The organism is Paenibacillus sp. SAF-068, from assembly GCF_051967555.1.
In the GTDB taxonomy this organism is placed as follows: domain Bacteria; phylum Bacillota; class Bacilli; order Paenibacillales; family Paenibacillaceae; genus Paenibacillus.
Genome location: NZ_JBQCJX010000001.1, coordinates 199,231 through 226,051 on the forward strand (window position 1 = coordinate 199,231; position 26,821 = coordinate 226,051).

At 46.9% G+C, this 26,821-nt stretch carries 20 protein-coding genes; 14 read left to right on the plus strand and 6 right to left on the minus strand.

Annotated elements, in window-relative coordinates:
- Together ACTHPG_RS00820 and ACTHPG_RS00825 are read left to right on the plus strand one after the other, a co-directional pair.
- Positions 1 to 1,813, plus strand: a 1,813-nt coding sequence (locus tag ACTHPG_RS00820) for an S-layer homology domain-containing protein (RefSeq protein WP_440387175.1), incomplete at its 5' end; no start/stop codon positions are given.
- A gap of 231 nt (positions 1,814 to 2,044) precedes the next feature.
- On the plus strand, positions 2,045 to 2,425 hold the full coding sequence (locus ACTHPG_RS00825) for a DUF4190 domain-containing protein (RefSeq protein WP_440387176.1): 381 nt from the start codon (positions 2,045 to 2,047) through the stop codon (positions 2,423 to 2,425).
- Between the two features lie 509 nt (positions 2,426 to 2,934).
- Here the strand turns inward: ACTHPG_RS00825 and ACTHPG_RS00830 are convergent.
- Positions 2,935 to 5,121 carry a YhgE/Pip family protein gene (locus tag ACTHPG_RS00830; RefSeq protein ID WP_440390062.1) on the minus strand — a complete coding sequence of 729 codons (2,187 nt, stop codon included), beginning with the start codon at positions 5,119 to 5,121 and terminating at the stop codon, positions 2,935 to 2,937.
- Positions 5,122 to 5,207: 86 nt separating this feature from the next.
- Positions 5,208 to 5,786, minus strand: a complete 579-nt coding sequence (locus ACTHPG_RS00835; RefSeq protein ID WP_440387177.1) for a TetR/AcrR family transcriptional regulator — start codon at positions 5,784 to 5,786, stop codon at positions 5,208 to 5,210.
- Positions 5,787 to 6,095: 309 nt separating this feature from the next.
- On the opposite strand from ACTHPG_RS00835, the gene ACTHPG_RS00840 reads away from it, so the two are divergent.
- Positions 6,096 to 6,458: a hypothetical protein gene (locus ACTHPG_RS00840; protein WP_440387178.1), complete on the plus strand. Its 363-nt coding sequence runs from the start codon at positions 6,096 to 6,098 to the stop codon at positions 6,456 to 6,458.
- A gap of 130 nt (positions 6,459 to 6,588) precedes the next feature.
- Here the strand turns inward: ACTHPG_RS00840 and ACTHPG_RS00845 are convergent, their stop codons facing one another.
- Positions 6,589 to 8,325, minus strand: a complete 1,737-nt coding sequence (locus tag ACTHPG_RS00845; protein ID WP_440390063.1) for a methyl-accepting chemotaxis protein — start codon at positions 8,323 to 8,325, stop codon at positions 6,589 to 6,591.
- Between the two features lie 439 nt (positions 8,326 to 8,764).
- On the opposite strand from ACTHPG_RS00845, the gene ACTHPG_RS00850 reads away from it, so the two are divergent.
- The 3 genes from ACTHPG_RS00850 (at position 8,765) to ACTHPG_RS00860 (ending at position 13,500) form a co-directional block, all read left to right on the plus strand.
- Positions 8,765 to 10,741, plus strand: a complete 1,977-nt coding sequence (locus ACTHPG_RS00850; protein ID WP_440387179.1) for a CotH kinase family protein — start codon at positions 8,765 to 8,767, stop codon at positions 10,739 to 10,741.
- A 391-nt stretch (positions 10,742 to 11,132) separates the two neighbouring features.
- Positions 11,133 to 12,821, plus strand: coding sequence for a methyl-accepting chemotaxis protein (locus ACTHPG_RS00855; protein WP_440387181.1), 1,689 nt, complete (start codon positions 11,133 to 11,135; stop codon positions 12,819 to 12,821).
- 34 nt (positions 12,822 to 12,855) lie between these two features.
- Positions 12,856 to 13,500, plus strand: a complete 645-nt coding sequence (locus ACTHPG_RS00860; protein WP_440387183.1) for a Vat family streptogramin A O-acetyltransferase — start codon at positions 12,856 to 12,858, stop codon at positions 13,498 to 13,500.
- A 336-nt stretch (positions 13,501 to 13,836) separates the two neighbouring features.
- Here the strand turns inward: ACTHPG_RS00860 and ACTHPG_RS00865 are convergent, their stop codons facing one another.
- Both ACTHPG_RS00865 and ACTHPG_RS00870 read right to left on the minus strand, forming a co-directional pair.
- Positions 13,837 to 14,109 (minus strand): HU family DNA-binding protein, encoded by a 273-nt coding sequence (locus tag ACTHPG_RS00865; protein ID WP_036606368.1) that lies wholly within the window; start codon positions 14,107 to 14,109, stop codon positions 13,837 to 13,839.
- Between the two features lie 98 nt (positions 14,110 to 14,207).
- Positions 14,208 to 14,408, minus strand: a complete 201-nt coding sequence (locus ACTHPG_RS00870) for a cold-shock protein (RefSeq protein WP_017690333.1) — start codon at positions 14,406 to 14,408, stop codon at positions 14,208 to 14,210.
- 169 nt (positions 14,409 to 14,577) lie between these two features.
- Here ACTHPG_RS00870 and ACTHPG_RS00875 point away from each other — a divergent pair, with 169 nt between their 5' ends.
- From ACTHPG_RS00875 to mglC, 7 genes are all read left to right on the plus strand, one after another.
- A complete protein-coding gene (locus ACTHPG_RS00875; protein ID WP_440387186.1) occupies positions 14,578 to 15,468 on the plus strand; it encodes a tyrosine-type recombinase/integrase in 891 nt (296 codons plus the stop codon).
- Positions 15,469 to 15,816: 348 nt separating this feature from the next.
- Positions 15,817 to 17,550 (plus strand): response regulator transcription factor, encoded by a 1,734-nt coding sequence (locus ACTHPG_RS00880; protein ID WP_440387187.1) that lies wholly within the window; start codon positions 15,817 to 15,819, stop codon positions 17,548 to 17,550.
- Between the two features lie 26 nt (positions 17,551 to 17,576).
- Positions 17,577 to 19,373: a histidine kinase gene (locus ACTHPG_RS00885; protein WP_440387189.1), complete on the plus strand. Its 1,797-nt coding sequence runs from the start codon at positions 17,577 to 17,579 to the stop codon at positions 19,371 to 19,373.
- The gene (locus ACTHPG_RS00890; protein WP_440387191.1) at positions 19,351 to 20,490 is read left to right on the plus strand and encodes a substrate-binding domain-containing protein; all 1,140 of its coding nucleotides are present in this window, start codon (positions 19,351 to 19,353) and stop codon (positions 20,488 to 20,490) included. The genes ACTHPG_RS00885 and ACTHPG_RS00890 overlap by 23 nt, the downstream gene beginning before the upstream one ends.
- A 163-nt stretch (positions 20,491 to 20,653) precedes the next feature.
- The gene (locus tag ACTHPG_RS00895) at positions 20,654 to 21,718 is read left to right on the plus strand and encodes a galactose ABC transporter substrate-binding protein (protein ID WP_440387192.1); all 1,065 of its coding nucleotides are present in this window, start codon (positions 20,654 to 20,656) and stop codon (positions 21,716 to 21,718) included.
- A 73-nt stretch (positions 21,719 to 21,791) separates the two neighbouring features.
- Complete coding sequence (locus ACTHPG_RS00900; RefSeq protein ID WP_440387194.1) at positions 21,792 to 23,297, plus strand: sugar ABC transporter ATP-binding protein; 1,506 nt, start codon at positions 21,792 to 21,794, stop codon at positions 23,295 to 23,297.
- 15 nt (positions 23,298 to 23,312) lie between these two features.
- Positions 23,313 to 24,332, plus strand: a complete 1,020-nt coding sequence (gene mglC / locus ACTHPG_RS00905) for a galactose/methyl galactoside ABC transporter permease MglC (RefSeq protein ID WP_440387195.1) — start codon at positions 23,313 to 23,315, stop codon at positions 24,330 to 24,332.
- A 253-nt stretch (positions 24,333 to 24,585) separates the two neighbouring features.
- Here mglC and ACTHPG_RS00910 read toward each other — a convergent pair whose 3' ends face one another.
- Complete coding sequence (locus tag ACTHPG_RS00910) at positions 24,586 to 24,921, minus strand: hypothetical protein (RefSeq protein WP_440387196.1); 336 nt, start codon at positions 24,919 to 24,921, stop codon at positions 24,586 to 24,588.
- A 268-nt stretch (positions 24,922 to 25,189) separates the two neighbouring features.
- Between ACTHPG_RS00910 and ACTHPG_RS00915 the strand changes: the two genes are divergently transcribed.
- Positions 25,190 to 26,761: an ATP-binding protein gene (locus ACTHPG_RS00915; RefSeq protein WP_440387197.1), complete on the plus strand. Its 1,572-nt coding sequence runs from the start codon at positions 25,190 to 25,192 to the stop codon at positions 26,759 to 26,761.
- The last annotated feature ends 60 nt before the right edge of the window (positions 26,762 to 26,821 follow it).

Here is a 26,821-nt window from a genome sequence, read left to right on the forward strand (position 1 = left end):
GGCAACCTTCCAGAAGCAAAAATGGAATGGTACGCATTGGCTCGACGTAATCGGTGAGACGGATACGAAGACAACACTGGTAACGGTGACTGCACCAACGAATCCGACAAACCCAACGGACCCAACCAATGCGAATACGGACAGCAACAAGGTTGGTGTAAGCCAAAACAGTGTAACAATGGGTGAAGCAATTACACTGACGGCGGAGGGAGACCGCCAATCAGTAGAGGGTGCTGTTGCTGGTGATGAGCGTTACGTGCCCGTAAGCTGGATCTCGACAGAGATCGGTAAGGTCGGTACATTCATTAAAAACAATAATGGCAGTTACACGGCTATTTATAGACCTGCGGTTGCTGGTAGCTATACAGTCACAGCGATATTCCAAAAACAAACCTGGAATGGTACGGCATGGGTTTCCGGGACATCGGATAGAAAGACAACAATGGTGAGGGTTACTGCTTCAACAGATTCAACGAACCCGACAAACCCGGCAAGTCCAACAAGTCCGACGAATTCAACGAATACGACGGAAGCGACAACGGAGAACGGCACTGCCAATGAAACAGGTGTAGTTGTTCTGGTTAATGGAAAAGTTGAGATGGCAGGCATAGCAAAAGAAACTGAAATAAAAGGTCAATCGGCGACGATGATCATTGTTGATCAGAAAAAGCTTGAGGAGAAGCTTACAGCTGAAGGATTTGGTGCAGTTGTAACGGTACCGGCAAAAACTAATTCTGATCTGGTAGTAGCCCAGCTTAATGGTCAGTCCATACAAGAGATGGAGGATCTACAAGCTACTCTTGTTGTAAAAACCGAACGTGCAATATACACGATTCCATCTGTTCAGATCAACATGAAGGAGTTATCAAAGCAATTTGGAACGAACGTTTCTCCACAAGACATTAAGGTAGAGCTTCAATTTGGCTCAACGACAGCCGATATGGCAAAGATCGTCGAACAAGCCGGAAAAGCAGGAAGCTTTGCGGCTGTCTTGCCAGCGATGGACTTTATGGTCAATGTCACCTATGGGGACAAGATTGTAGAAATATCCAACTTTAGTGTATATATTGAACGTGCTATTGCAATTCCCAATGGCGTGGATCCGAACAAGATTACAACGGGGGTTGTCGTCGATCCTGATGGAACTTCTCGCCATGTTCCGACCAAAATTTCAATTATTGATGGCGTGTATTACGCTGTCATCAATAGCTTGACTAACAGCACATACTCAGTCGTGTGGCATCCTCTCGAATTTAGTGATGTTGAGAAACATTGGGCGAAAGATGCAGTGAACGACATGGGGTCCCGCATGGTGGTCGAAGGTGTTGGCAATGGCAACTATAATCCCAATCGTGACATTACTCGTGCCGAATTTGTTGCTATTATGGTCCGTGGATTAGGGTTAAAACTAAGCCATGAATTGGCTTCTTTCTCGGATGTCAAGCAGACGGACTGGTATAATAGCCAGATCAGTACTGCAACTGCATATGGATTGATTGATGGTATGGGGGACGGTACGTTCCGCCCGAATGAAAAGATTACGCGGGAACAGGCGATGGTAATCGTCACTAATGCAATGAAGATTACAGGTCTAAAAGACAAATTTTCTGTGCAATCGGCTGAATCCGTGTTACGTCCATATGCAGATGCGTACACTTCATCGGAGTGGGCACAGAACAGTATTGCGGAAAACATTCAAGCAGGTATTATCATGGGAAGAAGCGGCACGCAGCTTGCGCCTAAGAAACACATCACTAGAGCGGAGGTTGCTGCAGTTATTCAGCGTTTGCTTCGAAAATCGGATCTGATTTAAAATTTTAAGCTAATTTAAAGACCTGGAATCCATCGTGATTCTAGGTCTTTTTGTACTAAATTAGCAGCATGAAGGTCAACATAATGGGCTGAAAGATTCAGTATGGAGAAATCTTGAACGGAATGACATACATGGGGATATCTTTCAAACAGAAGAATAAGTTATCTAGATATACTGAATCAAGAATTTTTCTGAAAAATAGGGAACAAAAATACGGTGTAAACTATTATAATGAACATACTTATTACACAGGGAGGATTTACCTTGGAACATCGAGATCGCGAAAATGATGTGAATCGTTATTATAACGATTCACTTCCACCACCACCTTATGTAATACCAAAAACCAATAGCAAATCGATTACAGCTCTTGTGTTGGGCATATTGTCCATCGTGATTCCATATGTGGGATTATTGATTGGTATTGTTGCCATCATCTTTGCCTCCATATCACTCAAAGAAATGAAGAACCGCATGGAACAGGGCAGAGGATTAGCCATTGCTGGCCTAGTCTGTGGAATCATTAGTGTAGCTTTATATGTATTACTGATTTCGCTCGCACTGTTATTTTCTTTTGCTGTCTCGGGTTCTGATATGTACTCTACATACTAGGAAAAGGAAGAGGAATAATATCGATGCTATTCATCACTAGAAAATCTATAGACCGTTTAGCTGAACCGTACAGAGAACCTGATATGCTGGCCTGTTACGCCATTTCACAAACGATTTCATCACCGACCACACGAGCAATTTTACTAATTAATAGAGACCGATTAAGAATACTCTTTCTGAATGTATTCTCCTCCAAAGTCGTAGAATCGGTTGATTTTGCTTTGGACGATCTGCAACATCAAAAACTAAAATCTGGAATGCGGCTCTCCGCTATATGGTCGTTCCAATTCAATGGTACGCATTGGCGATTTAGCATGGTCAAGAAAATGCTTACCCTCGGCTCCATGCAAGGTGATTTTCTGAGTTTTCTGAACCAACACATTGTGAAGGATCTTGGCTAAACTGGATATTGAAACTAACAAAAAGACAAAGGCATATCCCTTTAGTCCAGACTTGCGATCATCCAGCGAGTCAGGACAGGGGGATATGCCTTTGCCTATTTTTTCGTACTATGCGTGCAGTGCAACTTCACTGCTTACGTTTTTGTTCTCCGTGGTGCGATGCATCAGGAAATACGTTAAGGTTCCTCCAAGACCAATCACGGCAAAGATGCACAGAATGCTAATCTGATCCCAAGCCACGCCGAACTGTCCACTTGAGATGACTGCCTTATAACCTGTTACCGAATAGGTCATAGGCAACCATGGGTTGAAACCTTTCAGCCAATCAGGAATCAGTTCGAGCGGGAAGGTGCCCGCGCTGGTAGTAAGTTGGAAGATCAGCATGAGAATCGCGAGGAATCGTCCCGGATTCTCCAACCAAGTTACCAGTGCCTGAATGATGTACATGAAACTTAGACTGGTAACAAAGCTGAACAAGAGGAACAATGGAACACTCTGTACATCCAGACCCAAGCCGTACAAGACCAGCCATGAAGCAAGCAAAGACTGCACTGCACTCATGAGCGTGAAAGCCAGCGTTTTACTCACAAAACGATTCCAGCCACTTGCCTCGCTAACCGTGCTGCCGCGTGTTGGCACAACCAATGTGGCAATCAAGGCCCCGACAAACAGCCCGAGGGACAGGAAATATGGTGAGAATCCTGTACCGTAGTTAGGTACCTCATTATATTTGTGCTCATCGACCTGAACAGGCTCCGCATACATCGTTACCAGTTCATCGGTCTTTTTCACACTACCCGTCTGATCAGCCGCTTCATTCAGCTTGGTGGCAAGTTCGCCAGAGCCGTCTGTTAGCTTAAGCGTACCTTCTTTCAACTGACCAGCACCGTCATCCAGCTTGTGTGAACCATCTGCAAGGGTTGTGATGCCGTCTGTAAGCTGGCTTACACCGGCAACCAATTTGCCTGCACCAGCGTCTAATTGACCTGAACCATCCGCAAGTTTCGCTCCTCCAGATGCTGCTTCGGATAATTTGGAATTGAATTGCTGTAGACCGGTCGCAAGCTTTTCTTGTCCGGCGGATAACTGTGTAACTCCTTGTACCAGTTGTTGTTCACCCTGTACCAACTGGCTGCTGCCTTGATGCAGTTGTTGCTGTGCAGCGTACAGGTTTTGGCTGCCTGCGACCAATTGCTGTCCGCCCTGATACACCTGTTCGCTACCAGCGGCTACGGCTTGACTGGCTGCCAGGAGCTGCTGGACAGCAGGACTTGCGGCCAGTTCCGGGCTGGCTTCAGCCAATTGGGCAAGGCCTTGGGCAACCGCTTTGGCCCCTTCGCTAACTTTGCCACTGCCGTCCACAGAACTTTGCAGCCCAGCAGTCAGCTTCGCACTGCCTTCCTCGGAAGCCGCCAGTCCAGCATCTAGCTTAGCTGCGCCTTCTTGAGCAGATTGAATGCCATCCCGTAGCTGCTTGCCGCCAGCGTCAACCTGGTTGGCTCCATCACTCAGCTTCGTGCCTGCTGCTGTCAATTGGGACAGCCCATTGGACAGAGCACTCGCACCTGTATGGAGATCACGGATACCTTGAGCGAGAGTAGAAGTACCTTCTTTTAACGGAACTACGCCCGTTTCGAGCTTGTCGGTGCCAGCGGCCAGTTTGGACAGGTTCTCTTTTAATGTAGCAGCACCCTCATCCAGCTTGAACGCCCCATCATGAATCTGACCTGCGCCATCCCCGGCATCCGCCAAACCGCCAGAGATTTTTTCGACCTGATCCAATAACGTTTCGGTATAAGATTCGGTGACTTTGGCAGCGACTTTGGAGCGGATTTGTTTGACCGCCGTACCACCGATCTGACCCGCGAGGAAGTTGTATCCTTCATTGGGTTCATAGATCAATTCTGCCGGCTCAGGGTGCTCATCCATCAGGGTTGTTGCTTTGGTGGAAAAGTCCTCTGGAATCACAATCGTCATATAGTACGTATTGTCTTCCATACCTTGTTCTGCTTGTTCACGAGTCACGAATTGCCAGTTGAAATCATCGCTTTTTTTTAATTCATCGACCAGATTCTGACCGACCTCCAGTGATTTGTCGTTGTAGACTGCGCCCTGATCCGAGTTAACCACGGCCACGGGTAGTTCATTCATTTTGCCATAGGGGTCCCAGAATGCGTTCAGGAACAGGCCGCTATACAGCACCGGAATGAACAGTACAACGAGAATCGGAATACATACTTTTGGTTTCTTGAAGGCAGACTTCAGATCCTGCCCAAATACGTGGAATGATTTCATCATGTTCTCTCCCTATCCTTACGCTCATCCGTTTGTTCTATCTCTATTATCTCTATTATGTGTTGAATCTGGTGGCATGGCTTTCTCTAGGTGCGGGATAAGCCACTCTTGAGAAAGAGGCCCACAAAATCCTTGATCTGATCCTTATGCAGTGTAGGATGCGCTTTGTTCCAATCCGAGGTTAAGGTCACATACAGCTTCAGCAGGACAAAAGAAACCAGCTTGGGATCATCCCTGCGAATCTGCTCCAATTCCATGGCACGGCTGACCTGACGCTCCAGATATTCGAGTATGGCTGTTTCCACTTTTTGCAGACCTTCCTTGGCCTGCGGTGTACCGAACTCGTTGACCTCCTGAAAAAGCTTGATCAACAGCTCATGTTCCTCCCGGTACTCCAGCAAAGAATCCATGCTCATATGCACGTTATCCAGAAAGGAGTTCTCTTCCTTCACGGTTTGCTCTGTAATCTGTCTCATATCCGCTATGATCGACCGCAGAATCTCGCTGAACAGTTCTTCTTTATTTTCGAAAAAAGTATAGATCGTTCCCTTGCCCACATTGGCAAGTCTCGCCACCTGTTCCATCGTTGTGGCCTTGTAGCCAAACAAGGCAAAGGATTTCTCGGCAGAGTCCATCACTTGCTGCCTTCGATCTATCGTTTTCATGGCATATACACCTCCTTGAGGTCTGATATGTTTAATGAGTGAAGCAAATGCCTTATTTGACCGGTTTACCATTACAGTCAATTGGTCGTTAACAACTGTAGCACTTGGACAAGGCAGGTGGATGTGATTATTGTCATAATGCAGGCTTGGAAATGACAACAGGAGAGAGTAGTGAAATGTACGGAGTATGGATTTTCATAATATGGAAAGTGGTCTGATATATCCGTTATAGAGGTGAATAGCTATAATAGCTAAGGGATGGCGATGAAACAGTGAGATATAAAATACAGCAAAGAATGAGGAGTGTGTATGGAGCACGTTTTATGGACGATCTATCTTGGGTTGCTGGGGACAGCTTCACTCTCGTATCTTATTAAAGGAAAGTACAAGTCAAAACTCAGCAAGATAGATTTTGTCGTATCCGTCATGACATGGATAGGGTTGCTAGGATATGTTACGGAAACAGCTATTTTAAATCCTTCTTGGTGGAAAGTTATTACTGTGGCTGCGCTGTTATGGGATGTATTATTCGCGATGCTTTTAAAGGATAATGAAGGGGAAGAAATCCTGGATGGATTACCGATGATGACGAGGAGAGTCTGGATGTTGATAACATTAGTTGTCGCGATTGGACCTCTATACTATGGACTGTTTAGATATGCTTTCTCTTAGGGGTAGAACCTACCCTTGGTAACAACCAAAAAACCAAGGCTTCGAGTTAGTCACTCATGAGCCTTGGTTTTTACTGTTCCGTATTACTTTTATCTGTTTCGTATTCTTGTTATCTGTGTCCTACTTAATTCTATTCTGCGCGTACTTTAAAGAATGAGATCAGTTCTTGCAGTTGCTCGGAGACAACCGAGAGTTCGTCGGAGGCACTCACAATGGCAGCCATGGAGGCTTCCTGCTCTTCAATGGACTGCTCAATTTGTTTACTGCTGCTAGCTGCCTTGCTGACATTGGCAGAGAGTTCATCCGCCGTGGCAGACATTTCCTGTGTGCTTGCTGAGATCTCTTCGGTAGAACTGGAGATATCCTGAATCTGGTTAGCAACTTTGTTCGTAGCATTCAGAATATTCTCGAAGAATACACCGGTCTCTTGCGTAACTTCCAAGCCTTTCGTTACTTCCTTGGAACCCAACTGCATCGCCTCGGAAGACTGAGTGATATCCCGCTGAATCTCTTCTATTAACTGTCGAATTTGCTTCGCAGATTCCTGAGATTGTTCCGCCAGGTTACGCACCTCGCCTGCAACCACGGCAAAACCTCGTCCTTCTTCACCCGCGCGTGCTGCCTCAATGGAAGCATTAAGCGCCAGCAAGTTGGTTTGTCCGGCAATCTCCGTAATCAGATTGACGATGTTGCTAATCTCATTTGAGTTATTTTCCAACGACTGAATCGAGTTCGACGTATTTTGCACTGCACCGGAGATCAGGCGCATTTGCTCAATAACTTGTTGCATCACCACATTACCTGTACTGGAGCGTTGCTCCATGCTGAGTGCTTCGTCTGCCACATCAGCTGAACTGCTGGCGATGGTCTGTACGACCGTTGACATCTCTGTCATGGCACGTGCATTCTCTACCGTTGCTTTGTCCTGTGACACCAGTCCGGTGGATATTTCCCGAATATTATGACTGATGGATTGAATATTTACATTATTTTTCTCGGAAATGCCCAGTAGCTGTTTGGAAGATTCCGATAGGTGATGGGAAGTATTCTGTACTTTATAGATCGTTGTATTGAAGCGATGGATCATCGCATTGAACTTTTCGTTGATGATACCCAGATCATCTCGCCCGGTATCAATGGTTACATCCAGATTACCCGTGCTGACTTCTTCAATACCTTTCATCAGGTTACGGATCGGAAGCAACGTTCTCTTCAGCAATATGAATTGCAACACCATGAACAGGATCAGGAATCCGACAAGGAACATCAATCCGTACGTAAGCAATTTATTAAGTCCTTTTGGAACCGCACTTGCATCTACATCGAAGTAAAGAGCAGCATACATAGAGCCATCTGCGTTATTAATAGGGTAAATCAGAGTGGTCCAGGTTCCGTACTCGTCCGTGTAGAAATCGCTGAATGCAGGCTTCCCGTCCTTTTTCATCTGTTCCAGCACCACAACGTTATTTTGGGGTAGGGGATACATGGCACCTGCGGGCAGATTGCCTTCCTCGAATGGTTGCAACAGGTTCGTTGGAATGGCGATAATGGACGTTCCGTTTCCTTCCTCAAGTTCTGAACCGAAAATGTACGCCTGTGCGATATTTGGATAGAACTCATGGATGGAATCGAGGTAAGCTTTCATTTCCTGCTGTACAGGACCGGTGTAGCTTTTTTCACTGGCGGCCGCAGCGACTTTGGCGGTATCCAGATCATCGTACCATTTCTGGGTGATGACGGTGGCCTGGTCGTGCAACTGTTCAACCAAGATGTTCTTTTGTAATTGATACGCAGCAGTAATCAGGATTACACCGATTAATGTGATGCTGCCGAACGAGATCACCAAATTTTTGATGAAGAAAGGCATGGTACTCCAGCGAAGCTTATTAAACAAGGTTGTTCACTCCTTCTATGATTGTGACGAAGGACTTATCCTGGACGTTGTACACGCTATGTAAGTTTAGATCTATTAAATTCTTTTTTCGTTTCTGTAAAATAGTTTTCGTACTGTATTTGCTATTCACGTATATGAACTCCAGGTAAGTTCTACTCCTCTGTTATATCGTTATTTCGACATACTAATGTTAGATATTTCAAGTAAAATAGGTCTTATGAACCGGTTCTATAGAATTAAATTGCACTTTTACATGATTTCATGTATGTCGATGAATTCTTCTTATTTACCATGAATCATGGGTGTGTATTGACGATGAATATGCATTTAAGATTCACTAAAGGTTCGTCCTCTACCATGGTTACATAAGCCTCGGCTGCTTAACAGAAACCAAGAAGGAGGATTCATCATTTTGAATATTTTATTACGAAAAGCTGCAGTAACGGCATTATCCGTCACCATGGTAACGTCATCTTTTGGCCTGATTGCAAGTCCGAATGCGGCATATGCTGCAGAAAGTACAGCGACAACGACGAGTGCAGGTGTGACGCAAGCGTATGAATCTTTGTTCCAGACGGATAACGTCATCGATGTCAATGTAACGATTGATGATGCAGACTGGAAGAGTATGCTCGAAAGTCCGCTGGACAAGGATTACAAGAATGTGAGTGTGGAAGTGGACGGCAACAAGCTGGACAACGTTGGTTTCTCCACCAAGGGCAATCTGACCCTGAAAGCTGTATCCTCAATGGAAGATTCGGACCGTTACAGCTTCAGACTGAAGTTTGATAAATATGACAAAACACAAACCCTGCTTGGACTGGATAAAATGGTTCTGAACAACAACTACGCAGATCCATCGTACATGCGTGAGGTACTTCACTATGAAGCACTGCGGAGTATCGGCATGGATGTGCCGATGACGAACTATGTTAATTTGTATGTTAACGGCGAGTTGGTTGGTTTCTATACCGGCGTTGAAGCCGTGGATGACAGCTATCTGGAGCGCAACTACGGTGAGGATTATGAAGAAGGCGTCCTCTATGATACGGATGAGAAGAGTTATCTTCAATATGAAGAGGGCAGTGATTACAGCACAATTACCAAAGACTTGGGTACGGATAAGGACAAAGCCAAACTGAAAACCTTCATCCAAACGCTGAACGAGATGCCAGAAGGTGAGAAAGGTGATATCGAGAGCGTATTGGACGTGGATTCGGCTCTTCAATATATTGCAGGCAACATGGTTTTAGGCAACTATGACAGCTATAACGGCGACAAAGGACACAACTACATGCTCTATAGTGATGCTGACGGCAAGTTCACCGTTGTACCTTGGGACTTTAACATGTCCTTCAACGGATACTCGGGTGGAGGCGGACGTGGCACAACAACCGGATCAACCACGACCAACACCAACGCAACGAACGTATCTGTGGACGAGCCTGTACTGGGCATTAGCATGGAAAATGTACCGATGATCAATAACCTCCTGGCTGTGCCGGAGTATAAAGAAAAATATATGAACTACGTTAATGAACTGACGGACTATATGGAAGGCATTCAGGATCGTATTACTGGCCTTGCTGATGAGATTCGTCCTTATGTAGAAGCAGATCCAACGAAATTCTATACGACAGAACAGTTCGAATCCAACATTGCTTATTCTGCAACTGCAGATGCAACAGGTGGTATGGGCGGTACACCACCAGAAGGATTGGAGGGAATGACACCACCTGAGGGCATGGAAGGCATGACGCCGCCTGAAGGTTTCGAAGGAATGACACCTCCAGAAGGAGCAACACCTCCGGATGGCACAACAGGAACAACAGATAGTGCAGGCAATATGCAGACACGTCCTGGCGATAACTTTGGCGGAGGAGGCGGAGGTATGGGCTCCATGGCAGCTGGATCACTAACGACATTTGCACTGAACCGCCTTGCGAATCTGCAAGAGCAACTTGGGCGTGAAGTAACACCGCTGCCTGAGACTTCGGAAGAGACTGGCTCGAGTACTTCATCCGGAACAACCGACCAAACGATTACCGTAACGCTCGATGGTAAATCAATTACCTTCCCGGATCAGGACCCACTGCAGCAAAGTGGCAGAGTGATGGTACCTGTGTATGCAATCCTCGAAGCACTTGGTGCAGAAGTGACTTGGGACAAAACGGCGAAGACCGTAACAACCGTTCTGAATGACCAGACTCTTGTGCTCAAGATTGGAAGCAGCACAGCAACCATAAATGGGGAGACATTCGAAATTGATGCACCAGCGATTATTCAAAACAGTCGCACACTCGTGCCCGTTCGCTTCATCTCAGAAGGATTGGGATTAACCTTGGATTGGAATCAAACCGCTGCACAAGTAAGCCTTACATCCAAATAAGAAATATCTCCTGAAGAGCAGCTTGCTTGTACGGAGGACGAGAAAAGGGATTCGATGGTCAGATCGAATCCCTTTTTGTTCTGTGTTTTCAGATTAGACGGAGCGAACATCCAGCAAAATACGGCCTCGTCCACTCTTCTATATGAATTTAGACATATGCAATTTGTCGTTCCAGATCTTTTGAATTTCCAACCAACAGATCATTCTCACATAATTACGGAGAAAGCGGAAAAACTTTGATTTTTAATTTTGATAACTGTGATAAATGTCACTGAAACATTATAAATATTGTGAACTCTCCTACCGATAAGACTATAGTGATGTTCGAAACGGAATTGTAATCGGCTTGAATATCCCCACAATTACTTAGGGAAAAGGGTGGCTCACACACATGCGAAGCATGAGCATCGGTACCAAAATCAGTTTGATCGTTATCAGTATATTTATCGTCTTCTCCTCAGCCGTGGCGGTAAGTGTAATCATGGAGATGAGACAGGGGATTACAACATTCGCTACAGAAAAGGCGAAGCGTGATCTGGAGATGGCGAATAGTATCATTACATATAAATATCCAGGAGATTGGACCATTAAAGACGGACAATTATTCAAAGGAGATATCGCGCTGGAAGGTAATTTCGAACTGGTGGATGAGATTGGACAAGCTTCGGGGGACACGGTGACGATCTTCCGAGGTGATGAACGTGTCGCTACAAACGTCATGGTAGACGGGGAGCGTGCTGTGGGCACGAAGGTATCAGACGAGGTCGCCCAGACCGTTTTGCAGCAAGGGGAAAAATACTTCGGTGAAGCCGTGGTTGTGGGTCAGAAATATCAAACGGCCTATGAACCCATCAAAAACGCATCCGGAGAGATTATCGGAATTTTCTATGTTGGTGCTTCTCAATCATTAATCGATGTGATTATCTCCTCGTTCCTCAAGACATTCCTGATCGTATTCCTGCTTGCAATGTTGGTCGCAATTACCTTGATCCTGTGGTACGTTCGCAGGGTGAAAGTGCGAATCGAACGGGTATCCGTGGCGATTAAACGTGCGGGGACGGGCGATTTTACACAGCCGGTTTTGGATGACGTCCAAGACGAGATTGGCATGCTGGGCACGGGATACAATGAGATGAGAAGCAATCTGCAGGTCATCATTCAGGGGGGACTTCAGGCTGCGGAAAAGGCGGGGCATTCAACCGGGCTGCTCCTTAAGATTGCGGATCAAACAGCCAAAGAATCGGCGCAGATTGCCTCCTCCGTTGAACAAGTGGCACAGGGAGCCGAGAGCCAGACGATCAGCACGGAAGAAAATCTGCAGGCCATGGAAGAAGTGGCTATAGGTGTACAACGTATGGCAGACAAGGCCTCCAGCATCTCGGACTCTGCCATGTATTCACGCAACCAGGCGGAAACCGGAGGTGAAGCGGTGCAACTTACCGTTCAGCAGATGTCTACGATTGAATCTTCTGTTACCAGAACGGATGAAGTCATTCGCATGCTGGAAGGGAAGTCGGCACAGATTAGCCAGATGGTTTCCACCATTCATGAGATTGCGAATCAAACGAATCTGCTCGCCCTCAATGCATCCATTGAAGCAGCAAGAGCCGGGGAACATGGCAGAGGATTTGCCGTGGTATCTACCGAGGTTCGTAAACTGGCTGAACAAGCTGGAGACTCTTCAGATCGTATTGAAGAACTGGTCAAAGCTATGGAAAAAGATATGCAGCAATCGCTATCGGCCATGTCGAGAGTGAAGGATGAAGTGCAAGAAGGACTGCGCTTGACCCGGGAAACGGAACAAAACTTCAGCCTGATCCGGGATACGAACTTGCGTATTGCTACAGAGATTGAGGACATGGCTGCGACGAGTGAAGAGATGTCTGCAGGCGTGGAGCAGATTGTGGCTTCCGTACATGAGATCGCTCGCCATGCGCAGACGGCCAGTACCAATTCACAGCAGGCTGCCGGATCTGTTCATGAACAGCTCAAGTCGGTAGAGCAGATCAAGGCATCTGCGGCTATTTTGTCTGATGTGTCAACAGAACTCCAGACTTCCCTTAGTCCGTTTAAGATATAATATCTGTTACAATAGGGAAAAGGAGGGACTGTCTATGGCCCCTGATAAAACCAAACTTTTCCCAAATGAGAATATCCGTACGGTGTGTTACATTCAAAACCTGCCGTCGCGTTCCAATGTGGACATTGGAAATTATACGTACTATAGCGACAACACGAATCCGCCAGAGCAATTCTATGACCGGATACAACATCATTATGACTTTATTGGTGATCGCCTGGTCATCGGTAATTTCTGTGCCATTGCGGAAGGTGTGACATTCATTATGAATGGCGCCAATCACCGAATGGAGGGCATGACGACGTATCCGTTCAACATTTTTGGTGGCGGATGGGAGCGGGTGACACCTACATTGGAGCAACTACCGTATAAGGGTGATACGGTACTGGGCAACGATGTTTGGCTTGGGCAACATGTGACAATCATGCCTGGTGTTACGATTGGAGATGGCGCTATTGTTGCATCTAATTCAACGGTTGTGAAGGATGTTGAACCCTACACCATTGTTGGGGGCAATCCAGCCAAGACTGTCAAAAGACGCTTTGATGAAGAAACGATTGCGCTGCTGCTGGAATTGAAGTGGTGGGATCAGGATGAGGAGTGGCTGGATACGCATCTGGAACGTCTTGTCTCTACATACGATTCGCAGACACTGCGCGTACTTCTGAACAGCAAGTAGGATAGATGTGAAAGAAGATATGAAAATGGCTGTTTTCTGACGGAGCTATTTTTAAGCAAATCAGGCCCTGGACCGTTTTGAGCGGATCAGGGCCTATTATTGTCCAAGATGAAATGTTAGTTTAGCGGGTGGGTGGTCGTAGGGTACAATCGGACTTTGCTGATGATGGGAGGGGAGAATGAGTGTGATCTTCTGTATGATCCGGGTGCGTCTGCTTACCTGAATAAAAGTTAATGATATCATCAACGGTAGTAAAGACGACATTTACATCGGTATTATTATTGTGTGTTTGAATAAAAACCTCTTTTCAATGAGTTGTTACGTTTATTACGTGTATTAATTTAAAGCTTCTTTCATGCTTAAGCCTGCTGTGAACACAGGAACTTTACCTGCAGGCAGTTGAATTTCTTTGCCTGTTTTCCGGCTTCTTCCCGTTCTTGCCTCACGTTTCTGCACTTCAAACTTCCCGAATCCAACCAGTTGAACTTCCTTACCTTCTTTGAGAGCTTCAAGAATCGAATCCAGTACAACGGTTACAGCTTTTTCAGCATTCTTCTTGGAGAATCCACCAGCCTTGGCTACTTCTGTGATCAATTGTTCTTTATCCATGGGGAATACCTCGCTTTCATTCTGGGGATGTGAATCTATTCTGTGCAAAATATGAGTAAATAAAAAGCTGCCTTAGTAATAAGGCAGCTCTCATATAATTAAAGTTTAGTAACGTTCTCAGCTTGTGGTCCACGGTTACCTTGAGTTACTTCAAATTGAACGCGTTGACCTTCGTCCAAAGATTTGTAACCTTCACCTTGAATTGCACTGAAATGAACGAATACGTCTGTTCCTTCTTCAGTTTCGATAAAGCCGAATCCTTTATCCGCGTTGAACCATTTCACTGTACCTGTTTGCATGTGATTCCTCCAAAAAATAAGTTTTTAGCCGATCATTATGACGAGTATAATTTAAAAATTGACACTCACCTGGTGCATTTAAACCACAGACTTGATGTCCGCTAATGTATCGATTAATATGATAATACCATGTCCGCTAATATAAGTCAAGATTTGGAGGTATTTTCTAATGAATCAGTCATCAGGGATTTCGGTGCAGCGGGAACCGACAATAGAAGAATTCCTTCATATGCTTGCCAATGAGGATGAATTGCATCCCAAAACCGTGAAGGAATATGCAAGTGATCTGAAGCATTTTATCGAATGGTACAAGGAAAGAAGACTGCTCGGGGAAAAGTTTGCATTGCGAATCGAAGACATCGATACATCCACTTTAGTTCATTATCGCGAAGATTCACACAAGGTTATGCGATTGAAGCCAGCCACCATCAACCGGAGATTGATTACGCTGAAGCGTTTTTTCAAATGGGCTGTTCTGGAATCCAGAATCAGTCATGACCCTTCCAAAGCATTAAAGTTCATTCCGGAAGACAAAGTCAGTCCGCGCCGAATGACATCCGAAGAAGAGCAGGCATTCCTTGCGGCAGTGGAGTTCGGTAACTCGCTTCGTGATCAGACGATCCTGACCCTTATGTTTCACACCGGCTTGCGAACGATGGAGGTATGCAATCTCATGCCTCATGATATCGAACTTGGTAGACGAAGTGGTCACCTGACAGTGAGAGCCGATAAACGCAATGTACAGCGTAAGATCCCTTTGAATATGCAGTGTATTCTAATGTTGAATCAGTACTTATCTAATTTTGATACCGAAAGTGCGTACCTTTTTCCCTCTGAGAAAACAAACGATCGTTTAACGGAGAGGGCACTGCGCCACCTGATTAAAAAAGTAATGATTGCAGCAGAGCTGGAGGGCCTGAGCTCACACGACCTGCGTCATCGTTTTGGCTATGCCATGGCAGAGCATACACCACTGCACCGTTTGGCGGAGATGATGGGACACACCAATCCAGATACGACAATGATTTATGTCAAAGCATTAAATACGAATCATCAATGAATCAAGAATGAAGGATTGGAATTATAGTTAGTATCAAAATACCTCCTATTAAGAGCACTTCGCAATTTTCCGTATTTGTATTACTTTAACCTACCCGAAGCATTCATATACTATCCTTCTCATTTCACTTAGGCACTGCCCGACAGGGTTGCCTTACCTCCAATAAAGAAAGCGATTACATATCCCTGATAATATTGTATATTATGATGGCAACCTTGGAACTGTCCAGCATGACCCCTTTGCATTTTGACATAAGTACGCTAAGCAATCGAAATCAAATGATTGACAATGTCACATATATATTAGTTGTTAGGGCATTAGGCCTGTCATAAAAGGAGGAATCTGAGCGTGTACCGGGTACTGCTGGTGGATGATGAAGAAGATGTACGTGAAGGGCTCGTTGTAGAGGTCGATTGGGAAGCGCTCGATCTGCGGATTGTCGGTTTGGCTGAGAATGGACGGGAAGCATTGGAGATGGCGGAGCGGGTAGAGCCGGATATTGTGGTGACCGATATCAGCATGCCATTCATGAACGGTCTGGAACTCGCGCAAAGATTGAGGAAGCGTAATCCACTTGTGAAGGTGGTCATTTTGACTGGATATGATGAATTTGATTATGCGAGACAGGCCATCTCGTTAAGTGTGGATGAATATCTGCTGAAGCCGTTCTCGGCAGCGCATCTTACTGAACTGCTCACCAGATTGCGCGCCCAGATGGCAGCTGAAGTGGCCGAACGTGAAGATGTACAGCAACTCCGTAAACACTATCATACGAGTTTGCCTTTATTACAGGCAGATCTGATGGCGACCCTGCTCCATCGGCAGAAACCCGCAACTTATATTCATAGCAAAGCCAATCAATGCGGATTGGATCTGACAGGAGAACGCTATGGGGTGTCCGTATTGACACTGCACATGGAGGGAGATGCACAGAAGGAGAAACCTGAGGAAGCAATCAATGAGCCTCCACAGCGACATAACCAAACAACATCTGGGGAAGCGAATCAGTCTGAGATATTTGTTCCGGGAGGTTCCTTGCGTCAATCGGAGGATGCTGAACTGAAACGGTTTGCTGCACTTAACATTGCGGCAGAAGTCTGGTCAGAGCATGGGGCTGGTCATGCCTTTATGCATCAGGAGACGATTGTCCTGCTCTATGTGGATCGCTCGGGCGGTACAGATGGAGCGAAGAGGCAACAGAAGGCCTTGGAAAATGTGATGCGCAGCATCAACCACTACTTGCGTATCCCGGCTACGGTGGGATCTGGTCAGATTGTAGGTACACTTGCAGATGTGAATCAGGCCTATGAAGATGCCCTATTGGCCTTGGATTATCGGCTTGTGCCCGGGACGGATTCAATCATATACATCGCGGATGTGGAGCGACAGACGGCGGGCAAGCTGCGGTTCGACGAGTTGAAGCAGCAGACGCTGACACGTTGTCTGAAGGCGGGTACACAAATGGAGCTGGAGGAGGCACTTGCACTCATTTTCCGGGAAATTACAGTGGAACATGGGCGTAGTGATATTCAGCTCTATCTCATTGAAGTGTTAACAACCGTATGGAAGGCAGCGCAGGCATCAGGAGAAGCGATGGAAGACATTTTTGGTGCAGGGTTCCAATTGTATGCGGACCTGTTTCGATTGCCGGGTCTTACTGAGGCACAGAAGAAGGTACGGGAGGTCTGTCTACTCGTACAACATCGCATTGCCAGTGGTCGCCAGCATGTATACAAGGATATTGTCGAGCAGGCGTTGGTTTTCACCAAAGAGCATTATGCCGACCCTGACCTGTCCATTCAGAAGGTGTGCGGACATTTGCATATCAGCTCCGGTTATTTTTGTGGCATTTTCAAAAAAGAAGTGCAGCTTACCTTCCTGCAATACCTGATGCAGATCCGGATGGAGGCAGCCCGTGAACTCCTTCGCTCGACAGAGCTGAAGTCCTTCCAGATTGCGGAGCAGGTTGGTTTTGCTGAACCGAACTACTTCAGTTTTTGTTTCAAAAAACATATTGGCGTCTCGCCCAAAGAATATCGTAAACAGGCTTCCCAGGCAGCAAATGAAGGTTCAATCCGATGAAGTTCTTGTCCAAGTGGTTGAACTCCATGGGACTTCAATTTCGCTCCAGGCTGCGTTCGTCCAGAGTCAGCAGTATTCGGTTTATTATTACGTGGTCCTTCTCCATCTTCATTGTTCTGGTGCTGACCATCATGGCGATGCTTCTGCATGACAAGTTCACCCAGGCTGCCGAGCGAAGTGCCGAACTGACAACGAGACAGATTGTGGATCAGGTCAGTTATAACCTGGAGGACTACGTCCGTAGCATGTCTCATCTGTACCGTGCCATTGAGGAACATATGCTGCGTGACGGCACATGGGAAGGGGAACAGGTGGATAAACAGCTCGACACACTGCTCAGCAGTCGTGAAGATATCATCTCGATTACCCTGCTCGATTCCACGGGTCAATTGCTCAAGAACCGACCCACAGCCGAATTAAAACCGAGTGCCCATGTGACACAGCAAGGGTGGTTTCAGTCTGCGCTTCGTGTGCCGGATCACCTGAGTTTCTCGTTACCTCATATTCAGAACATGTACACAGGCCCATATAAATGGGTCGTTTCCATGAGCAAAGGCATAACGATACGTCAAAATGGTCAGGATCGACAGGTTATCCTGCTGGTCGATATCAATTTCAAACAGATGGATGAATTGAGCCGCCGGGTCAGTCTGGGGCAACGGGGATACGTCTACATCATTGATGAGAGTGCGGGCAATATCGTGTACCATCCGCAGCAGCAATTGATGTATATGGGACTCAAAAGCGAAAATATCGAACAGGCTTTGGTGGCTTCCGGCAGTTACGAAGATGAGGCAGATGAACAGAAAAGGCTGAATACCGTGAAGTCCGTTGCCAATATTGGGTGGAAAATTGTCGGTGTGGCCTATTTGGATGAGATTATGACAACGCTTCAGGAAGTGAACGGATATCTGATTCGTGTATTGGTGGTTGTGCTGATACTGGTCATTCTCGTATCGTTGTTTCTTTCCTCCAGTCTGACTCGTCCAATCCGGCGAATGGAGCGTAAGATGAAGGCCGTGGAGCGCGGGGATTTCAACGTGGAGTTGCCTATTGAAGGACCCTTGGAGGTGGAACGATTATCCCGTCGCTTCAACCTGATGGTCAACAAAATTCGCACCTTGATGGATGAGATCATCCATGAACAGGAACAGAAGCGGCGTCTGGAGCTTGAAGCCCTGCAGGCCCAGATCAATCCGCATTTTCTATACAACACACTGAATTCCGTGGTGCGCATGGTAGGCATGAGCCGCAATGAAGAAGTGATCACGATGATCACGTCTCTTTCGCGCCTGTTCCGCATCAGTCTCAGTCAAGGTAAAACGATCATAACGATCAGGGAAGAGCTGGAGCATGCACAGCATTATTTGACGATCCAGCAGATGAGATTCAAGCGCAAATTCAATTTTAACATCCATGCAGATGATACGCTTCTGGAATGCCTGACCTTAAAGCTGGTGCTTCAACCCCTGATTGAGAACGCCATTGTTCATGGCATCGAGTACCACATGGACGAAGGAAGTATTGAGGTCGATGTTTATTGTGAGGACAACAAGCTGGTGTTTCGCATTACAGATAATGGGGTCGGCATGACGGAAGAACAGATGTCGGGATTACTAAGTGGTCGTCCTGTGGTCAAAAGCGGTGCAGGCTCCGGCGTAGCCGTACGCAACGTCCACGACCGAATTCGGCTCTATTATGGGGAGGGTTATGGACTTGAATTTGCAAGTGAGCTGGAAGAAGGCACCACGGTCTGGGTTCGGATTCCCATTCAATCGCAGCAGAAGGAGAGCGGGCCTGATGATGGACAACAAGATCAATAGAAGCGATGCCCATAGCGTTGAAGGATTGAACATGCGTATGAAACGTTGGGTAGTCACCCAGACAGCCGCAAGCTGCCTTCTGCTATTATGCAGTGCATGTGGCATATCGAACACCGATGTTACGGCAGTATCTCCACGTATTGCGCTGGTCACCCCAGCTGGCACGGGCGAACTTGCGGAAGCCATCCGGCTCGGTGCCGAAGCGGCTGCCAAAGAGAGTGGGGCGGAGCTGATGACCGTGGAAGCATATCCTTCCGATGGTCGTGTGTACACGCCTGCCATTCCGGATTCAGTGGGTAGTCAAATGCAGGTTAAGCCTGTCAATACGGACCGCCCAACGATGTCTCGCAGTGCCCGGGAGCAGGCACAGGTGGATGCCGCGGCATTGGCTCTGAGGCAGGGAGCATCTGCTCTATTGGTCGATCCACTGAGTGAGAAGGCACTTAGCGATATCATTCAGAAGGCGCAGACAACGCATTCCGATGGGCCAGTCGTTCCAGTCATTGTGCTTAACGATGAATTTCCTGTGAAAGGCATCACCAGTATTATCTCCATGGATAACATGGAGGCGGGGAGACAGGCGGGTCAAGCCATGGTTGAGCTTCTGAAAGGGAAAGGGCATATCGCCTTATTGGGCCCAGACCCCGTTAATTCCGGTCTGGTTCAAAGAGAGCAGGGGGTTATGGAAGTCCTGGAACAGTATCCTGACATCCAAGTGGAACCCAAATCGATATGTAATACACGGGATGGGTGCTGGCAGACTGCGAAGCAACTGCTGGATCAGCCTGAGGTGGACGTGGACGGCTTCATTGCGCTTCAGGAACCGGCTTCACTGGGAGCAGCGGATGAATTGAATCGACGCAACGCTGCGGACAAGGTGAGAATCGTTGGATTCGGCAGTGAACAACAGCAACTGGAGCAATTGCAGGAAGGGGTCTTTGATCATCTCATTGTCCAAAATGGATACAGTGCAGGTTATCTGGGATTGAATCAAGCCGTTGCGCGGTTGAACAATCAACAGGTGCAGGCGAGAGTGCTACTTGAGACGAAGCTGGTTAGCACCGACAATATGTTTTGGATGGATAACCAGAAGTTGCTGTTTCCTTTTGTACAATGAACGAGTGCCGGAATGATTGCTGAATGAAGAAATTAATCCATTTTCTTAACTTGAGGAAGATTTCGATAAAACAGGTGAAGATATTGTATTCGAATTTAATGTAAACCCTTTCATAATAAAGATATCGGTAAAGCCGAATGAACTTGGGGGAGGTCATTAGGATATGAAGAAAACATGGATGACACTTTTGATTACGGCATGTATGGTTGTGGCGGCGGGGTGTAGCAGCGGCGGAGATAGCGCAGGGGGAAGTACGGGAACAGATGCAGGAGGTGGCCAGACAGCAGCCGGGACGGAAACGCCCAAGATTGGTGTTGCCATCTACAAATTCGATGATACATTCATGACGGGTGTACGTAATGCGATGACCGCAGCAGCGGAAGGTGTTGCAACCCTGGATATCGTGGATAGCCAGAATGCACAGCCAACCCAGAATGAGAAAGTCGATCTGTTTGTATCCAAGAAATACAATGCAATGGCTGTGAACCCGGTAGACCGGACGGCGGCGGGTGTCATCATTGACAAGGCCAAGGCAGCGAACATTCCAGTGGTATTTCTTAATCGTGAGCCCGTGGCTGAAGATATGAACAAGTGGGATAAGGTGTACTACGTCGGAGCAAAAGCGGAGGAGTCCGGTACGATCTCCGGGCAGCTGATTGTGGATTACTGGAAAGCACATCCGGAAGCAGACAAAAACGGCGATGGCAAACTGCAATACGTCATGCTGAAAGGGGAACCGGGTCACCAGGATGCAGAGCTTCGGACCAAATATTCGGTTCAGGCGATCCAGGATGCCGGTATCGAAGTGGAAGCACTGGCGGAAGACACGGCGATGTGGGACCGCGTGAAGGGTCAGGAGAAAATGCAAGCTTTCCTGGCATCCCACGGCGACAAAATTGAAGCCGTTCTTGCGAACAATGATGACATGGCCTTGGGTGCGATTGAGGCATTGAAAGCAGCCGGATACTTCAAGGATGGCAAATCGATGCCGGTTGTAGGTGTGGATGCAACAGCTCCAGCCATTCAGGCTCTACAGGATGGCACGATGCTGGGCACGGTGCTTAATGATGCCAAGAATCAGGGCGCAGCCACGGTGGCATTGGCTTCCGTACTTGCCAAAGGTGAGACACCAACGAAGGAAAATACCAAATACGACATTACAGATGGGAAATACGTCTGGATCGCATACAAAAAGATCACAAAAGACAACATTGCCGACGCCCAATAACAGCACGAGACAGGGACGTCCGACATTCGGGTAGCGTCCCTTTTTGCCAGTCATATGGAAGGGAGGAACCAAGATGGAGTCATCTTACCTGCTGGAGATGAATGGAGTTTCCAAAGCATTTCCGGGTGTGCAGGCACTAAGTCAGGTCACCTTGAAGGTGAAGCCGGGAACGGTTCACGCCTTAATGGGAGAGAATGGAGCAGGCAAATCCACACTTATGAAATGTCTGTTTGGCATGTATCGACCAGATGAAGGAACGATCCACATTGACGGAAAGGCTGTAGATATTCCGAATTCCAAGGCTGCACTTCAGCAAGGCATATCCATGATTCATCAGGAGCTGAACCCGGTCCCGCATCGTCCGGTAATGGAGAATATCTGGCTGGGACGTTTTCCGATGAAGGGAATACTGGTGGACGAAAAACGGATGTATACCGATACACTGGCTCTGTTCAAGGACCTGAGTCTGGATATTGATCCAAAAGCCCAGGCCGGGACACTGTCCGTGTCCAAGATTCAATCGATGGAAATCGCGAAGGCAGTCTCATTTCAGTCCAAAGTTATCGTCATGGATGAGCCAACTTCTTCCCTGACAGGCAAGGAAGTGGATCAGCTCTTCGCCATTATTAATGAACTGCGTAGTCGCGGTGTGTCCATTATCTACATTTCACACAAGATGGAGGAGATCCTGACGATCTCGGATGAGGTCACGATCATGCGTGATGGCTTCGTAGTTGGGACTTGGGATGCTGCGGATTTGACAACAGATCTGATCATCACACGCATGGTGGGTCGTGACATGGACGAACGATTCCCGGAACGGACGAACGTACCCGGTGAAGTCATCTTGAAGGCGGAGGGCCTGACATCGAATCAGTCCAACTCGTTTCGTGATGTATCCTTTGAGCTGCGAAAAGGTGAGGTGCTCGGCATTGGCGGCCTGGTTGGCGCACAGCGGACAGAATTGATGGAGTCCTTGTTCGGGCTGCGAGGTCTCGCTTCAGGTCAGATTTCAATCCACGGACGCAAAGTAAAGATTCATTCTCCCGCTGCCGCAAAGCGTTACAATATTGCATTGCTCACCGAAGAACGACGGGTTACAGGGATATTCCCCGTGCTTTCGGTGTATGAGAACACAATCATTGCAAGTCTTGGTCGTTACAAAAATCGCATAGGTTTGTTGAATGAGAAAAAAGGCCGCGAGGAAGCCCGGGAGCAGACACAGAAATTCAGAACCAAAACGCCTTCGGTTAACACGCTGATTCGGAACCTTTCGGGTGGGAATCAACAGAAGGTTCTGCTGGCCCGCTGGTTGCTGACCGATCCGGAGATTCTGCTGCTGGATGAACCGACACGTGGAATCGATGTAGGGGCCAAGTTCGAGATATACACCATCATTACGGAACTGGCTCGTCAGGGCAAAAGCATTATCATGATTAGTTCAGAGATGCCTGAGCTTCTGGGAATGTCGGACCGCATTATGGTGATGAGCGAAGGGCGTCTCACCGGAATCGTGGACGGAGCTGAGGCAACAGAGCAGGATATTATGAGGCTGGCCGCACAGCAGCGGATGGCTTAGACAGGAGGGAAACCGATGAACCCACAGATGATTAATCATGTGAAGCAATATGTAACACAGCGCGCCATCTTTATCGTTCTGATTCTGCTTATTATTGGCATTGCCATCGCCGATCCGAACTTTCTTGCTTTTTCCACCCTACGGGATATATTACAGCAGTCCTCCACAAGGGCCATTATAGCACTCGGTGCAGCCTTCATCCTGGTTACAGGAGGGGTCGATCTCTCCGCTGGTCGGGTTGTGGGGCTGACAGCTGTCGTATCCGCATCAATGCTTCAGATAGACGAGTATGCGAACCGTTTCTTCCCCGATCTGCCACAATTGCCTGTGTTATTGCCGATTCTGGTTGGAATCACGGTTGGCCTGTTCGTGGGCTTGGTGAATGGCCTTATTATCGCCAAGTTACATGTGCCCCCTTTTATCGCAACGCTGGGTACGATGGTTGCCGTGTATGGACTGAACTCCATTTATTTTGATACGGAACCCAACCAGTCACAGCCCATTGGAGGATTGAGACCCGATTTCACCGTCATTGGTTCTGGATACATTGATCTGGGTGGGGGGTACTCCATTCCATATATCGTTCTGATTGCCATTGCGGTGGCGTTAATCTGCTGGGTGATCTTTAACAAAACCCGGCTTGGCAAAAACATGTATGCCATCGGTGGCAACATTCAGGCAGCACATGTATCCGGGATTCATGTAGCACGAAATCTGGTTGCCCTGTATGCCATTGCGGGTGCGTTGTATGGTCTGGGTGGTGTGCTTGAAGCAGCACGGACAGGTGGGGCAACGAACAATTACGGTAACATGTATGAGCTGGATGCCATAGCCGCGTGTGTGGTCGGTGGTGTATCAACGGCGGGTGGGATAGGAACGGTGCCGGGTGTTATGGCCGGGGTTCTGATCTTCGGGGTCATTAACTATGGTCTGACATTTATCGGTGTAAGTCCATACTGGCAGTTGATTATCAAAGGATTGATCATCGTTGCTGCGGTGGCTTTTGATATCCGTAAGTATATGGCGAAAAAATAAGAAGGATATGGGATGAACGTGAAAAGGTTACACCGTTGTACTCCGAGTGCAGTACCATCTTCCGATCGCCCTTATCCCCTGATTTTCTTGATTCCCTATATTAATAGGGGAAAATCCGGTGATAAATGCGAACGCTCCGCTTCTTCAGATTGGTTCTGCACTCTACGTTATGGTGTAAAAATTCAATTCATCTTATATGGAAAAAGTAGAAAAAAAGCCAGCTCTCGGGATAATAGAGGGCTGGCTTTAAGCGTTATGCATTTACAAACCAATCTACAACAGTAATTATAGGGCCAATAATACAAAATACCAGCATAAATGCGGCCACATTACGGGCAACACTTGTACCGAAATGCGCACGATTTTTTTTCGCGATCAGGAAGGTTGGAATCCAGAAAAGGGCCGCTACTACAAAAGGAATGTGAAGTCCCTCAGTTCCGTTACTATAAATAGGCATGTTTATTAAATTAAAAAGGTAATGACTGATCATAAAATCGGCTTTGCCCCATGGAAAGTTAAAAGCAAATCCCATCGTCAGTACGAACAGAGATAGCGTTCCGAAGCCAAGTGGTTTTCGCTGTGTTGTCATATAACATCCTCCATAACCAAGGTTTTAACCTAAATTAATCCATTAATGGATTATAACACATTTAGACTATGTGTAGAGGAATTGTTTGGAATTGTTTCACTTTTGTCGGATTACAATTACATCATATGTCCTATTGTCTTCATAATTTATACATCCATGCGAATTTGACGAGCCTCCACTAATCGACAACATCAGCTAATCATAATCGATATAATACATGTACATAAGTTGTTTGATGTGAGTTTTATGTCAAAGGGGGCGAGGCTGTTTGCTAAGTTACACGATGAAAATGGTGATATTCCCGCTGGGCTGTCTGCTTGTCATTCTGTCCTCTTATGTTTTAAAGCTTACCCCTCATATGGCAATAATGTCGCTTTCAGCGACATTATTGGTAGCAAGTATTTATGGGGAGAGACGATATCCTGTGCTGCGGAAGTTTCAGTGGATTTTTCTCGGAATATTCCATTATTACAGTCAACTGAACTGGTGCAACATGCTGTATTATATGCTCATTATCTCAATGATCCAGGACAAACAGCGGTTGTCGCAGACCTTGCCGATTTCGTTGCTGCTTATGCTGCAATATACGGTAATTCGGCTTTCGTATGTACCTGTAGATACATATACTTTGCTCGTCTCGTTATTTGACCTGTTAACCTCGGTTGTTATCATTTTTTTATATCACACCTTGATTAACAGTGAGGTCGAGAAGCGAAGGCTTCGGGAAAAGAATCGGTTCCTGACCCTGCATGATCCGCTTACTGGACTGTTGAATTACGAAGGTTACATGGAGGTGTTGCATAAGACCGTGGAAGAGCGTCGCTCTTTCCTGCTTGTCCTTTTGAATGTCAACAACTTTAGCGGCTTTAAAAAGGATTCAGAAGATCCCTGGTGTACAGTGATCACAGGTACAGGCCAGATGATTAGCAACCATTTCACCGAAGCCTATGGCATATCCCGATATGCAGGAGACCGATTTGCAGTCGTTTTGCCGGAGATCAAAGATGTTGAAGAGCGAATGTCGTCATTGCTATCCGTTCAGCTTCAAGGACTCCAGGTAAGCTACAGCATCTCTCTGTACCCGGAGATGTCGGATTCGTTGCAACACTTTATGACGGTAGCCGAGGATAGACTGCTTCAACAACAGCGCAGCAAATGGCTGAAAAATGAAGAAGAAGTCTTTCGTTCCGAAAGATTAAGGGCCGTGGGTGAACTGGCGGCAGGTATGGCTCACGAAATTCGGAACCCGCTTACGGCAATTCGGGGATTCTTGCAGCTGTCACGTGGACAGGCATTTAATATCGCGCCATGGTATGAAGTGATTATGGGTGAGGTGACGAGAGTGACCGATCTGACGGCTGAATTTTTACAGTTTTCCAAACCACATGCCAATCATATGAAGCCGGAACAATTGGGCCACTGCCTTGAGCGGGTGATGTCTTTGACCGAGTCGGATGCGGCATCCCGCGGGCATCGAATTACGCTTGAAATGTCTAATGAGCCAGTCGTGATCAACATGGATCGGGATAAGATTGTACAGGTATTGATCAACCTGATTCGTAACGCTTTTGAAGCGATGACAGACCCCGGTGAGGTTCATATGGACTTGGTGCAGGAAGGAGAGGCAGTACTCATCTCCATTACAGATACAGGAAGCGGTATTCCGGAAAATTCCCTATCCACAATCTTTAATCCCTTTTATACAACCAAAGAAGAAGGTACAGGACTGGGACTTGCACTCTGCCAGAAAATTATTCAGGACCACAATGGTAAAATTACCGTCCATAGCGAAATGGGCGTTGGTTCTACCTTCACGCTTCATTTGCCAATGGAGACGTAACGCGTATAACCAATTTAGGGACAGTAGCAGACGAAGTCATGAAAAAAAACGAAACGCCGC

Excerpts from the sequence above, each read along its gene's own strand:
- ACTHPG_RS00875 (WP_440387186.1), top strand. The coding sequence starts at position 14,578 with ATGAATCAGTCATCAGGGATTTCGGTGCAGCGGGAACCGACAATAGAA.
- ACTHPG_RS00825 (WP_440387176.1), top strand. The coding sequence starts at position 2,045 with ATGAACATACTTATTACACAGGGAGGATTTACCTTGGAACATCGAGAT.
- ACTHPG_RS00865 (WP_036606368.1), bottom strand. The coding sequence starts at position 14,109 with ATGGATAAAGAACAATTGATCACAGAAGTAGCCAAGGCTGGTGGATTC.
- ACTHPG_RS00835 (WP_440387177.1), bottom strand. The coding sequence starts at position 5,786 with ATGAAAACGATAGATCGAAGGCAGCAAGTGATGGACTCTGCCGAGAAA.
- ACTHPG_RS00885 (WP_440387189.1), top strand. The coding sequence starts at position 17,577 with ATGGGACTTCAATTTCGCTCCAGGCTGCGTTCGTCCAGAGTCAGCAGT.
- ACTHPG_RS00890 (WP_440387191.1), top strand. The coding sequence starts at position 19,351 with ATGATGGACAACAAGATCAATAGAAGCGATGCCCATAGCGTTGAAGGA.
- ACTHPG_RS00845 (WP_440390063.1), bottom strand. The coding sequence starts at position 8,325 with ATGCCTTTCTTCATCAAAAATTTGGTGATCTCGTTCGGCAGCATCACA.
- ACTHPG_RS00900 (WP_440387194.1), top strand. The coding sequence starts at position 21,792 with ATGGAGTCATCTTACCTGCTGGAGATGAATGGAGTTTCCAAAGCATTT.
- ACTHPG_RS00860 (WP_440387183.1), top strand. The coding sequence starts at position 12,856 with ATGGCCCCTGATAAAACCAAACTTTTCCCAAATGAGAATATCCGTACG.
- ACTHPG_RS00870 (WP_017690333.1), bottom strand. The coding sequence starts at position 14,408 with ATGCAAACAGGTACAGTGAAATGGTTCAACGCGGATAAAGGATTCGGC.
- ACTHPG_RS00840 (WP_440387178.1), top strand. The coding sequence starts at position 6,096 with ATGGAGCACGTTTTATGGACGATCTATCTTGGGTTGCTGGGGACAGCT.
- ACTHPG_RS00895 (WP_440387192.1), top strand. The coding sequence starts at position 20,654 with ATGAAGAAAACATGGATGACACTTTTGATTACGGCATGTATGGTTGTG.
- ACTHPG_RS00910 (WP_440387196.1), bottom strand. The coding sequence starts at position 24,921 with ATGACAACACAGCGAAAACCACTTGGCTTCGGAACGCTATCTCTGTTC.
- mglC (WP_440387195.1), top strand. The coding sequence starts at position 23,313 with ATGAACCCACAGATGATTAATCATGTGAAGCAATATGTAACACAGCGC.
- ACTHPG_RS00830 (WP_440390062.1), bottom strand. The coding sequence starts at position 5,121 with ATGAAATCATTCCACGTATTTGGGCAGGATCTGAAGTCTGCCTTCAAG.
- ACTHPG_RS00855 (WP_440387181.1), top strand. The coding sequence starts at position 11,133 with ATGCGAAGCATGAGCATCGGTACCAAAATCAGTTTGATCGTTATCAGT.